Source organism: Rhodococcus sp. SJ-2 (assembly GCF_053750035.1).
Window position 1 is genome coordinate 2,106,287 of the sequence record NZ_CM132340.1, and the last position, 12,008, is coordinate 2,118,294.

Genomic DNA, 12,008 nt, shown 5'->3' on the forward strand with positions numbered 1-12,008 from the left:
GGGAGTCACACCCGCCGCAATCGGACGAACCGGATCCGGCGCCCCGCCTCACGGAAGTCGTCGTCGCTGCCGTCGACCTCGAATCCCATCGTCGCGGACAACGTCGTCGCGATACGTCGGTGCTTGTCCGCATAGTGCACGAAGAATTCCGCGCCTTCGTCGGGCTCGAGTAATTCGGCAGTGACCGCGACCCGCTCGCGTCCCGACTCGACCCGCACATGCGGATCGGCGCGCAGATTGCGGTACCAGTCCGACTCCGCTCCGAAACCGACCGCGACGACGAATCCGTCTCGAGTGTTGTCGTGGTTGACGACCTCGAGCACGACGTACCGGTGCTTCCCGGTCTTGCGGCCCTTGTGCTCGAGAAGCAGAAAACGGCGGCCGAGCACAAAACCGAGGTGCCAGCGATACAACAGAATCGGCAACCGGAAGAGCCGACGTCGGATACCGCTCGGAGGTGTTGCGGGTTCCGTCTCACGCATGCGTCCAACATGCACCTTTCGCACCCCTGTTGTCGACACGCCGACCCGCGCCCTACGGGTGAAGCGGCACCATCACGCATAGCTTCGATAGGCATGCAGCACAGCGGTGCGCCACGTCGAGCACGCAACCACCCTTCGTGGTGGCTTGTCGCGCTCGGCCTCGCAGCTGCCGCCGCGTTCGTAGCGCATGATCGGCTCCTCGGCTTCGACACCTTCTACGGGCTGTTCGGCAACACCGTCGACGCCGAGGTCTACCGGTACGGCGGCACAACCGTCCGGACGTCCGAGCCGCTGTACGACTTCGTCCTGCACGACGCGCTCCCGTTCACGTATCCGCCGTTCGCGGCTCTGACTTTCCTGCCGCTGTCGGTCCTGTCGATCCACGGCACGGAACTCGCGCTCAACCTGGCCAATCTCGTGCTCGTGTATCTCGCGGTGTGGTTGTGCTGGCGGCAACTCGGCTACCGGGATTCTGCGCGCACCAGGCTGATCAGCATCTTTCTCGCGGTTCTGTTCACGTGGATCGAACCCGTCCGCATGACCATCTGGCTCGGACAGGTCAATCTCATCCTGCTGGTTCTGGTGCTGTGGGACCTCGGGAGGCCCGAACGCTCCCGGCTACGGGGGATCGGGGTCGGGATCGCGGCGGGCCTCAAGCTCACCCCGCTGTTCTTCATCGCCTATCTCGCCGCTTTACGACAGTGGTGCGCCGCGGTCGTGGCCACCGCGACGTTCGTCGCGACCGTGCTCCTCGGCTTCGTCGTGATCTTCTCGGACTCCTGGCGATTCTGGACCAGCACCATCATCCGGTCGGAGCGGATCGGGCTGATCTCCTCACCCGCGAACCAGTCGATCCGCGGGATCCTCGCCCGCACCCTGCACACCGAAGATCCCCCCATGTGGTTGTGGCTGCTGTGCGCCGGGGCGGTCGGAGTCCTCGGGTTGTGGGCGGCATACCTCGCGCATCGCAACGGCAAACGCCTCCTGAGCCTGACCGTCGCAGGACTCACCGCCCCGATGGTGGCGCCGTTCTCGTGGGGACACCATTGGGTGTGGGTGATCCCGCTGCTCGTCCTGTGCCTGGATCAGGCACTGCGCTGGCGGCGATGGTGGGGATACCTTCTGCCGTTCGCCGCGGCCGTGCCGCTGCTCGCCTGGTACCGGTCGTATCCCGACGGTGTCGTGGCGATCGGGATATTCATGACGCCCGGCTCACCCGTGGTGCAAAGCCTGCTCCAAGCCACGTACCCGATCGTCTACACGGTGCTGCTCGTCGTCGTACTCGCGACGAACCGTCCCACCGGAATCACGCTGCGTCGTGAAGCCGATCCGCCTACCGTGGACGCATGACACGCCCCATTCGCATCGGTCTCCAACTCCAGCCCCAACACCAGCCGGATTACCGAGTCATCCGCGACACCGTGCTCCGCGCTGAGGACGCAGGCGCCGACATCGTCTTCAACTGGGATCACTTCTATCCACTCACCGGCGATCCCGACGGCGCCCACTTCGAATGCTGGACCATGCTCGGCGCGTGGGCCGAGCAGACCGAACGTGTCGAGATCGGTGCGCTCGTCACCGGTGGCGGCTATCGCAACCCCGAGCTGCTCGCCGACATGGCCCGCACCGTCGACCACATCAGCGGTGGTCGTCTGATCCTCGGCATCGGCTCCGGCTGGTTCGAGAAGGACTACGACGAATACGGCTACGAGTTCGGCACCAAGGGGTCGCGCCTCGACCTACTCGCCGAGAATCTGCCGCGCATCACCTCCCGGCTCGGCAAGCTCAACCCACAGCCCACCCGGCACATTCCGCTGCTCATCGGTGGTGGCGGACCGAAGAAGACGCTGCCCCTGGTCGCGAAGTACGCCGATATCTGGCACAGCTTCGGCAAATTCGACACCCACACCGAGAAGGCGAAGATCCTCGAAGCCCGATGCGCGGATGTGGGCCGATCGCCTTCGGAGATCGAACGGTCGGCGCCATGGCCGGGGCTCGAACACGCCGCGGCATACGCCGACGCGGGCATCACGTTGTTCACCGTGGGTGTCGGAGGCCCTGACTACGACCTGACCCAGCTGGTCGAAGCAATCGAGTGGCGCGACGAGAATTCACCGCCCCCGGTGGCAGGACTGGCGTAATCGGACGGCGTGGCACTTGCGACAGCTCGCCGAGCCGAGACGCTGAGGCGCGCCGACGCCGCGCCGCTTCGCAGCATCGTCGATACGTCTCTACGATCGAAAGTGCATGCCCGATGTACCAACGCTTCCACCGTGCACCGCCGGCGACTGGGACGACGCTCGCCGGAGGCGGCGCCTGCGTGACAGCCGCACCGGCCACAGTTGGGTTCGATTCGGCAGGCTGCGCCGCTTCGTCGCCCGCACTGCGATCGCGATCGTGCCGTTCGTTGCGCTCTACACGCAGTACTGGCATTTCGACGTTGCGCCGATGCGCGAGCAACTCGCCGACACGCAGCCGCGCATCCATCAGGTCTACGAGGCCCGCGACCGGGGTGACCGCGACACCGCCGTGGTGGACCTCGTCGGCCTCGGCAATCTCGACGCCACGGACACCGCATCCCACCTGCCCGCCCTGAGTGGCCTCGGCGAAGTGTGGGCTGTCGAGTACGACAACAGCGGTCTCGACACCGCCGTCGTGAGCCGTCTCGTGGCAGCACGCGCCGAGACCCTCGGAATCGACTCGGTGATCCTCACCGGCCACAGCATGGGTGGCATCATCGCGCTCGAGGTCGCGCAGCACCTGTATCAGGACACGCCTCTCGACGTCCTCGGGGTGATCCTCGACTGCACACCGATAGATCTGCACGCCGTACGTGCCGACAGTCGCGATGCGGGGGAGGACCTGCTGCGCTGGATCGGTTGGATACCCGGAGCCCGTGAGAGCCGAATCATGCGGATGACCGTCGAGATCGCGGCACGCCAGCACCGGTTCGTGCTTCCGTCGGATCGTTGGTACAGGCGCATCGACGGTTCCGAACTCGTCGACGTCGTCGAGGAGGTGCTGAACGACAAGATTCTGTCGACCGACGCCGCGAGCAACGGTCTGATCGAATCCCAGTTCCAGGCGATCGTCGCCTCCGGCGCTTCCGACAGTCTGCGTGCACTCGCCGCCGAACAGGACGACAAGGTGCGGCCTGCAATCGTGTTCGTGCGGCCACGGAATGCGTCGAACGATCATGTGGTGGACGTCGAGTACACGCAGCAGGCCCTCGTCGACCACTCCGGCGGAGTCGACGGCACACTGCTCGTCGCGAAGCTCGATCACACCGGGCACGCCAACCCGATCCAGGCGCCCGAGGCCTACAACGACGCGATCACCAAGCGGATCGAACCGTTCATCGACCTGCGACCCGGCGAGAACGACGAGGACGACACAGGGAGCGTGCCCTCATTCGAGCCGGCCGGTCCGTGATCTTCGAACACTCACACTGCGTTCACCTTCTCGTTGCCTTCGACACGCTTCCGGCTTCTACGGTCCCTCGGTTGTACCTAGAAGATGAGGGAGACAGCCCCGTGGCCCGCAAAGATTTACCTCTGATCGTCATGCACGACGGCAAGTCGTCGCGTTCGAACATCACCTGCAAGTACAAGTGCGGCGACGCGTGCTCGCACAACGTGCCCAACACCTCCGGCGGCGCCTACTTCGGAGACCTCGTGCGTCACGCGGTGTCTCGGCGCGGCGTGCTGCGCGGCGGCGCGATGGCCGTGCTCGCCGTGGGCGCCGGAGGCGCGCTCGTCGCATGCTCCGACGATTCCGCTGCCGCGCCCGCCGAGGGCGGCACCCAGGGTGCCGCCGATCTCGGCCCCAGCCCCGCCGGCACCGACTTCGTCGCCGTCGCTCCCAACACCGACGATGCGGTGACCGTGCCCGAGGGCTACGAGCAGGAAGTCGTGATCCGCTGGGGCGACAAGGTCCTCCCGGACGCCCCCGACTTCGATATCGACAACCAGACTGCAGCAGCGCAGGAGAAACAGTTCGGATTCAACAACGATTTCGCCGGCCTGCTGCCCGTCGACGGTGTCCCGAACACGTACCTGCTCGTCGTCAACCACGAATACAGCACCGAGCCGTTCATGTTCGCCGGGTACGACGAGGAGAACCCGACCGAGGAGCAGGTCCGCATCGGCATCGCGAACCACGGGATGTCGGTCGTCCAGGTCAAGGGCGAGTCCGGATCCGGGCGTCTCACACCGGAGTTCGGAGAGTACAACCGGCGCATCACCGGCACCACCGAGTTCCTGGTCACAGGCCCGGCAGCGGGCAGCGACCTGCTGAAGACCACCGCCGACCCCACCGGTAGGCGGGTGGCCGGAACACTCAACAACTGTGCGGGTGGCGTCACCCCGTGGGGTACCGTGCTTTCCGGCGAGGAGAACTTCAACCAGTACTTCGCGAACGCCGAGACGGTCACCGATCCCGCCGGCGCCGAACGCCTCGCCCGGTACGGACTCGAAGGTGGCGCCTCCGGCCGCAAATGGGAGCGCTTCGACCGCCGCTTCGATATTGCAGCAGAACCCAACGAGGTCAACCGGTTCGGCTGGGTCGTCGAAATCGATCCCTTCGACGCCACGTCGACGCCTGTCAAGCACACAGCGCTCGGCCGCTTCAAGCACGAAGCAGCCAACATCCACGTCACCGGTGACGGAACGGTCGTCGCGTACAGCGGCGACGACGAGCGCTTCGACTACATGTACAAGTTCGTCTCGTCCCGCAAGATGCAGGATGGAAACTCCCGCGCCGCAACGGCTCACAACATGACACTGCTCGACGCGGGCACGCTGTACGTCGCGGTGCTCGAGGGCGACAACCCGGATGCCGTCGACGGCTCGGGAGATCTGCCCGAGAGCGGCGCATTCACAGGTACCGGAACGTGGATTCCCTTGCTGCGCGCGAACGAGGACGGCACGAGCGAATCCCTCGTCGACGGGATGAGTGCCGAAGAAGTCGCGGTGTTCACCCGCTTGGCGGGCGACAAGGCCGGCGCCACCAAGATGGACCGGCCCGAGGACTTCGAGGCCAACCCCGTCACCGGCAAGGTCTACGTCGCGCTGACCAACAACACCAAGCGCGGCGTCGACGGTGGCGCTGCCGCCGACGAAGCCAACCCGCGCAACAACAACAAGAACGGTCAGGTGCTCGAGATCGACGACGACCACGCCGGTACGTCGTTCACGTGGAATCTCCTGTTGGTGTGCGGCGACCCTTCCGCCGCCGACACCTACTTCGGTGGATTCGACAAATCCCAGGTCAGTCCGATTTCGTGTCCCGACAACCTCGCGTTCGATCCACACGGCAACCTGTGGATCTCCACCGACGGAAACGCACTCGGTTCCAACGACGGACTGTTCGCCGTGGTCCTCGATGGACCGCGCCGCGGTGAGACGAAGCAGTTCCTCACCGTGCCGGTCGGTGCCGAGACATGCGGACCGATCATTCAGGACGGCCGCGTCGTGGTGTGTGTCCAGCATCCCGGCGAGACCGACGACGCATCGTGGGACAGCCCGGGGTCGCACTGGCCCGATGGCGGTGACTCGCAACCGCGCCCGTCGGTGGTCGCGGCATGGAAGAGTGGCGGAGGCCGGATCGGCGTCTGATTGCCCTACCGCGAATGGCCGAACGTCACCTTCATGCAGTTCAATCGACCAAGGGTGACATTCGGCCATGAAGGCCGGGGCGCAGCTAGCCCAACCAGTCGAGAACTGCTGCAGCGGTCCAGGATTGCTGCATGCTGCCCAGAGGTTCGCCGGTGAACGGCTCGTAGTACTCGGCGAACGAGCCGCCACTGGCCTGCCGCAGCCCCTCTGCTCGCAGGGTGTTCGCGCGTTCGATCCAGCCGCGGCGCGCGAACACCCACGAGAACAACCACGTCATGACGGGCCACACCGGGCCCCGCCAGTACTCCCGCGACCGGAAGTCCAGTGACACCGGCGACGTGGACGCTGGCACCGCGTAGCGCAGGTCGGGGTGGCCGCAGAACTTCGGGCCTTCGAAGGTGCGCAGCAACGACCGCTCGACCGGCCGCTCCAGCCCTCCGCTGATCAGCGGCGCGAACATCGCGAGGGTGTCTGTGGCCACCCACTTCCCGGTTCTGAGGTCGAAGTCCTTCGCTGCGCCCGTCCGCGCATCGGCCGAGTCGACGATGCCGCGGCGGAACCGGTCGGCCCACCCGCGCAGTTCCCGTACGTCGGCGTGGGGGCGCGACTCTTCCTCACCGATCTCTGCGAGTACCTCGCACGACAACGCGAACACGGCACTGACGAAGACGTCCTCCACTGCGAAACCCATTGTCTCGGCGAGCACGTCGTCCTCGTACCGCGCGGCCTTCATCTCCTCGAGCAGATACAGGTAGCGGGTGTACTCCACATCGCTGGGTCGCTCACCCGGATCGGCGACATGAGCGAGGTCCTCGCGACGGAGTTCGGGGACGGCATCGACGACGACATTCGCGTAGGCGGCGTCCCACCGCGGCGAATTGTCCATACCGGACTCCCATCCGTGGAAGATCGCAATACGTCCGTTGCCACCGATGTCCCGGGCCTCCGCCAGCCAGCGATGCCAGCGCATCAGATCGGGCCAGCGCCGATCCAGGAACGCATCGGCGACCGCGCGGGTGCTGCGACCGTGTCGACGAGCGTGGTCGAGGATGCGCTGGACAGCGATCGCGTGCACCGGCGGCTGAGTGATCCCGGAGGTCTGTACCCCTTTCGGTGCGTGGGCCGCGAGCCGGTTGCATTCCCACCGCGACGGCCCGGGAAAGTATCCGTCGACACCGCCCGCGAACACGATGTGCGGGATCATGCCGTTCGACCATTGCGCCGACAGGAGAGTGTCGAGCTCGACTACGGCGCGCTCCACACTCAGCGGAGCCAGTCCGATCGACACGAACGCCGCGTCCCAGCTCCACATGTGCGGGTACAGCTTGGGCGCAGCGCTGGTCATGGTGCCCAGGTCGTTGCCGCGAAGTAGATATGCAGCGCGTGCGGCGAGCTGGGTGGGGGTGAATCCGCGGTCCGGCATCGTCCCATTCTCCGGCTTTCGGTCGAATACGCACCTCGGGCGTCTCGTACTAGGCTCGTCACATGGGCAGACGCAGGGCTGGCCGGGCCAAGCCGACTGTGTCGAGCCATGTACCGGTCGCAGGGTTGTACGACACCGATACGGGTACGTGTGAGCTGATCAAGGACCCGTACCGCGACTCGGGATGGATTCTCGAGGTCAACGGCGTGCCGAGTTCCCACATCGACCCGGACGATCCGACACTTCTCGAGTTCGAGTACATGCGCTGGATCACGATGCTGGTACACAGTCACTTCTCACGCGACACCCGGCTGCGTGTCCTGCACCTCGGCGGCGGTGCGTGCACCATGGCGCGGTACCTCGCCGCGACGTATCCCGAGGCCCGGCAGGTCGTCGTCGAGATCGACGGGCGTCTCGCCGAGCTGGTGCGCGAGTGGTTCGATCTACCTCGCGCACCGCTGCTTCGGATCCGGGTGGGCGAGGCCCGGTCGGTTCTCACCTCGCTCACCGACGCAACGCGGGATGTCATCGTCCGCGATGTGTTCGCGATCGACCGGACACCGGTGGCGCTGACGACCGTCGAGTTCACGCGACAGGCGAGACGCGTCCTGGCGCCCGGTGGTCTCTACGTCGTGAACTGCGGCGATACCCGCGACCTGACCACCGCCCGACGCGAGGCCGCGACCATCGGATCGGTGTTCGAGCACACCGCGATGATCGCGGATCCGGCAATGCTCAAAGGCCGGCGCTACGGCAATCTCATCATCGCGGGCAGCGACCGGCCGCTCGGAGAGTCCGACGCCCTGGCCCGTGACCTGCTCGGTGGTGCCGTGCCCGCTCAGATCAGGCACACTGCGGAGACGCACAAGTTCGCGGCGGGTTCGAAGGTTCTCGACGACAGCGAAGCGCCTCAGCGGAGCACGGCAGCACCGTAGCGCCCCAGCGGAGCACGGCGGCACCGCAGCGGGGAACACGTGGACCCCTCTGATCGTTGAAGCTTGCATGACCTCGACACATTCGCCCGTCCTGCAGGTATTCAAGCTGGGTTCGCCCTGGCAAACGATCGATCCGTTCCTGTTCGTCGCACACCACGTCGACGCGTATCCCGCCGGCAATGCCGATCTCGGGCCGGATGCGCCGCTCGACGGACGCCCGCTCGGCCAGGACTTCGGCAATCCTGCGGGGTGGAACATGTACCACGGCACCACCGTCCCGGGATTCCCCGGCCATCCACACCGTGGGTTCGAAACGGTGACGTTCGTGCGATCGGGTTTCATCGACCACTCCGACTCTGTCGGTGCCTCCGCCCGATTCGGGGAAGGCGACACCCAGTGGCTCACCGCCGGGCATGGCGTCGTGCACAGCGAGATGTTTCCGCTGCTGAACCGGGACGCCGACAACCCGCTCGAACTGTTCCAGATCTGGCTGAACCTGCCCGCGGAGTCGAAGACCGCCGACCCGCATTTCTCGATGCTGTGGAACGAGGACACGCCGACGGTGACGTTCACCGACGACGCCGATCGGGCCGTCTCCGTCCGGGTGCTCGCCGGAAGGCTGGACGACGCGACAGCGCCTGCGCCGCCGCCGCACTCGTGGGCGTCGCGCTCCGACACCGACGTGGCGATCTGGAACATCGACCTGTCGGCAGGCGCACAGTGGGTGCTGCCTCCCGCAGCAGGTGCCGGAACACAGCGTGTCCTTTACGTGTACAACGGTTCTCCGGTGCAGATCGGTGATCAACAGGTGAGCTCGGGGCACGGCGCCGTCGTCGATGCCTCCGAACCCATCACACTCTGCGGAAGCGACGACACCACCCAGATCCTGATGCTGCAAGGACGTCCGATCGGCGAACCCGTTGCGTCGTACGGCCCGTTCGTCCTCAACGACGAAGCCGGCATCCGGCAGGCGTTCGACGACTACCGCCGCACGGGTTTCGGTGGCTGGCCGTGGGAGAGCAACGACCCGGTACATGCTCCCGACGCCGGGCGATTCGCACGGTACCCCGACCAGCGGATCGAAAGGCCCTCAACGCCACAATCGTAGGTGAACGTCAGCGTGACGGCGACACCCTGACGATGCCGTGCCGCTTCATCAGTACCCTCGTCGATCGACGGTACGACGAGGGACGTGCCGGCAGAATCCACTGCGACAACCTGGTCAGAGGTCCTACGTTGGCATCGATTTCGTCGAGTACCTCATCGACCTGCCGTAGCGAAAACGGGATGATATTGGTTCCGCGAGCAGGTTTTCCCTCACTTCGCTCGATCATCCAGTCCAGTCGCGTCCGAACGAATTCGCGGCGTTGCTCCAGCGGTGGCAACTCTGCGCCACCCAGCAGGTGGTCGGCGGTCCAGAGAGCGGCGGCCTCTGCACTGAGCGGACTGAACAGCGACGACCCGTAGCCGATGAAATACAGATTGGACACATCCAATGGCAGGATCTGACGATAGAGGAGGAAGTTGCCCTCCAAATCCGTGAGACGTCGTTGGATCTCGTCGTCCAGAAACGGCACCCGTTGTTCGAACCCCGTTGCACACACGATGACGTCCGCAGGTACGACGCTTCCGTCGGACAGTTCGGCGACCGCGCGACCGTCCTTCTCGTACAACGCGGTGATGGCGGTTCCGCGACGTACCTCGATCGTGCCGGATTCCACTTTCTCGTAGAACCGCTCGGTCGCAAGGCTCACCGCGTGGCGAACAAGCCGCTCGAAGGAACCCTCGGGAACCAGGCCGACCCGATCGAGCGACAGTTGCCTTCGCACGATCCGCTGGATGAATCCGAGCATCCCGTCCCGCACGAACCTTCCCGGGCCCGTGAGGAACCGCCCGAACCCCCGCTGCTCGATATGCTCGAACAATCCCTCGCTGAGCCGGGTGAGGAGAATGTACTTGTAGTTCAGCATGTTTCCGAGCTTGCGGGGCATCTTCCAGGTGACCTCGCGAGCAACCACAGTCATCGTAGCCGAGACCTCACTGAGAGCCTCTGCAACATCGCATGCAGACTTTCCGTAGCCGACTACCAGCACGTGCTTGCCTGCCGCCTCGTCGAGATCGTGGAAATCGGACGCCGCGCACAGTCGGCCACCCACTTCCTCGAACTCCGCCACGCCCGGATACGAGGGAATGAACGGGTCGGAGAAGATTCCATTGGCAATCACAACGTGGTCGTACCAGGCATCCTCGGCGTGTCCGGTCGCGACGTTACGGGTCGAGACCGACCAGCGGCCGGTGTTCTCGTCCTGGAGCATGGAGGTCACTTCGGTTCCCAGTCGCAGGTACGACTCCAAGCCGAAGAACTCGACATAGCCGGCCAGGTACCGCTGAACCTGAGCGCCGGTCGGCCACTCCGGATACCACCGCGGCATCGGATAATCCGAGAACGCATACGTTCCTTTGTTGTTCTGGGTCATCACTCCCGGGTAGCGACGGGTCACACTCCACACGCCGCCCACATCCGGTGTCCTGTCGTACACGACCACATCGAATCCGAACTGCTTCAGCACCTTCGCGGTGCACAGTCCCGCAACCCCGGCCCCGACGATGGCAATCTTGGTCTTGTCCGCCGAGTGTACCCCCGAGACCGGGCCGCCGTTCCGCGGAGTCGACGCCCATGAGTCGTTCACAGGACTTCCTCCGGCACGAGCGACTCACCGAGGAAACCGTCTACCAACTGCTGGAATCGCGTTGCGTGTTCGATCTGGGTCCAATGCCCGCACTTACCGAACACGTGCAGCTGAGCGTTCGGAATCATGTCGAACATGTGCCGTGAGGCCTCGACCGGTACCACGCGGTCCTCTCTACCGTGCACGATCAGCACCTCGTGTCCGATCTTCGCGAGGCTCTCGTCCGCTACGATCTGAGCATCGAGCCAGCGCTGCCGTGGCTCCGGGAATACCTGCTCGAAGGCTTCTTGGGCGCCCGGGCGGATCGTGGCACGATAGCGCAGTTCGGCGAGTTCATCGGTGACGAGCGTCCGGTCGTACGCCATGATGTCCATGATGTTCCTCATGTTCTCCACCGACGGCGTGTATCCCCACAGCGCGTCGAGCTCGGGCGTGAAATCGATCTTCACTCCACCCGCGCCCATGAGTACGATTCGGTCGAGCCGCTCAGGGAATCGGGTGGCGAGATGAAGGGCAAGCCCACCACCGAACGAGTTCCCGACGACGTGCACCTTCTCGATACCCAATCCATCGAGCAACGAGAGGATCTGATCGATCCAGGTGTCGAAGATCTCGAACCGGACAGGGTCGGGCAGCGTCGTGTAGCCGAATCCCACCAGATCGGGTGCGATCACCCGAAAGTTCTCCGACAGTACGGGAATCAGGCCCCGCCAGTTGGCCCACGCCGACACGCCGGCACCTGAACCGTGCAGTAGGAGGACCGGTGCTCCCACGCCGCTTCCCACGTCGTGATAGTTGGTCTCGAATGACCCTGTACGGAAGGTCTTCCCGATCTCGGGATTGGTTGCGTGTGTCATCGTGGA

General features: G+C 65.1%; 10 protein-coding genes. 6 read left to right on the top strand and 4 right to left on the bottom strand.

Features of this window, described 5'->3' with window-relative positions; all coding sequences use genetic code 11:
- Nucleotides 1–5: 5 nt before the first annotated feature.
- Complete coding sequence (locus tag ACSYG9_RS09840) at nucleotides 6–482, bottom strand: nitroreductase family deazaflavin-dependent oxidoreductase (RefSeq protein WP_454842274.1); 477 nt, start codon at nucleotides 480–482, stop codon at nucleotides 6–8.
- Nucleotides 483–575: 93 nt separating this feature from the next.
- On the opposite strand from ACSYG9_RS09840, the gene ACSYG9_RS09845 reads away from it, so the two are divergent.
- From ACSYG9_RS09845 to ACSYG9_RS09860, 4 genes are all read left to right on the top strand, one after another.
- Nucleotides 576–1,832, top strand: a complete 1,257-nt coding sequence (locus ACSYG9_RS09845) for a glycosyltransferase 87 family protein (protein ID WP_454842276.1) — start codon at nucleotides 576–578, stop codon at nucleotides 1,830–1,832.
- Nucleotides 1,829–2,623, top strand: coding sequence for an LLM class F420-dependent oxidoreductase (locus tag ACSYG9_RS09850; protein ID WP_440126986.1), 795 nt, complete (start codon nucleotides 1,829–1,831; stop codon nucleotides 2,621–2,623). The genes ACSYG9_RS09845 and ACSYG9_RS09850 overlap by 4 nt, the downstream gene beginning before the upstream one ends.
- Nucleotides 2,624–2,729: 106 nt before the next feature.
- A complete protein-coding gene (locus ACSYG9_RS09855) occupies nucleotides 2,730–3,914 on the top strand; it encodes an alpha/beta fold hydrolase (protein ID WP_440126987.1) in 1,185 nt (394 codons plus the stop codon).
- A 101-nt stretch (nucleotides 3,915–4,015) separates the two neighbouring features.
- Nucleotides 4,016–6,097 (top strand): PhoX family protein, encoded by a 2,082-nt coding sequence (locus ACSYG9_RS09860; RefSeq protein WP_440126988.1) that lies wholly within the window; start codon nucleotides 4,016–4,018, stop codon nucleotides 6,095–6,097.
- Between the two features lie 85 nt (nucleotides 6,098–6,182).
- On the opposite strand, the gene ggh is transcribed toward ACSYG9_RS09860, so the two are convergent.
- The gene (gene ggh, locus ACSYG9_RS09865; RefSeq protein WP_454842279.1) at nucleotides 6,183–7,520 is read right to left on the bottom strand and encodes a glucosylglycerate hydrolase; all 1,338 of its coding nucleotides are present in this window, start codon (nucleotides 7,518–7,520) and stop codon (nucleotides 6,183–6,185) included.
- Nucleotides 7,521–7,582: 62 nt separating this feature from the next.
- Here ggh and ACSYG9_RS09870 point away from each other — a divergent pair, with 62 nt between their 5' ends.
- Together ACSYG9_RS09870 and ACSYG9_RS09875 are read left to right on the top strand one after the other, a co-directional pair.
- Nucleotides 7,583–8,455, top strand: coding sequence for a spermidine synthase (locus ACSYG9_RS09870; RefSeq protein WP_454842281.1), 873 nt, complete (start codon nucleotides 7,583–7,585; stop codon nucleotides 8,453–8,455).
- A gap of 67 nt (nucleotides 8,456–8,522) precedes the next feature.
- On the top strand, nucleotides 8,523–9,563 hold the full coding sequence (locus ACSYG9_RS09875) for a pirin family protein (RefSeq protein WP_454842282.1): 1,041 nt from the start codon (nucleotides 8,523–8,525) through the stop codon (nucleotides 9,561–9,563).
- A 7-nt stretch (nucleotides 9,564–9,570) separates the two neighbouring features.
- On the opposite strand, the gene ACSYG9_RS09880 is transcribed toward ACSYG9_RS09875, so the two are convergent.
- Both ACSYG9_RS09880 and ACSYG9_RS09885 read right to left on the bottom strand, forming a co-directional pair.
- Nucleotides 9,571–11,145: a flavin-containing monooxygenase gene (locus ACSYG9_RS09880; RefSeq protein ID WP_454842284.1), complete on the bottom strand. Its 1,575-nt coding sequence runs from the start codon at nucleotides 11,143–11,145 to the stop codon at nucleotides 9,571–9,573.
- Nucleotides 11,142–12,002, bottom strand: a complete 861-nt coding sequence (locus ACSYG9_RS09885; RefSeq protein ID WP_454842285.1) for an alpha/beta fold hydrolase — start codon at nucleotides 12,000–12,002, stop codon at nucleotides 11,142–11,144. The genes ACSYG9_RS09880 and ACSYG9_RS09885 overlap by 4 nt, the downstream gene beginning before the upstream one ends.
- Nucleotides 12,003–12,008: the final 6 nt, after the last annotated feature.

Coding starts and splice junctions, on each gene's coding strand:
- ACSYG9_RS09840 (WP_454842274.1), bottom strand. CDS start 482: ATGCGTGAGACGGAACCCGCAACACCTCCGAGCGGTATCCGACGTCGG.
- ACSYG9_RS09845 (WP_454842276.1), top strand. CDS start 576: ATGCAGCACAGCGGTGCGCCACGTCGAGCACGCAACCACCCTTCGTGG.
- ACSYG9_RS09850 (WP_440126986.1), top strand. CDS start 1,829: ATGACACGCCCCATTCGCATCGGTCTCCAACTCCAGCCCCAACACCAG.
- ACSYG9_RS09855 (WP_440126987.1), top strand. CDS start 2,730: ATGCCCGATGTACCAACGCTTCCACCGTGCACCGCCGGCGACTGGGAC.
- ggh (WP_454842279.1), bottom strand. CDS start 7,520: ATGCCGGACCGCGGATTCACCCCCACCCAGCTCGCCGCACGCGCTGCA.
- ACSYG9_RS09870 (WP_454842281.1), top strand. CDS start 7,583: ATGGGCAGACGCAGGGCTGGCCGGGCCAAGCCGACTGTGTCGAGCCAT.
- ACSYG9_RS09875 (WP_454842282.1), top strand. CDS start 8,523: ATGACCTCGACACATTCGCCCGTCCTGCAGGTATTCAAGCTGGGTTCG.
- ACSYG9_RS09885 (WP_454842285.1), bottom strand. CDS start 12,002: ATGACACACGCAACCAATCCCGAGATCGGGAAGACCTTCCGTACAGGG.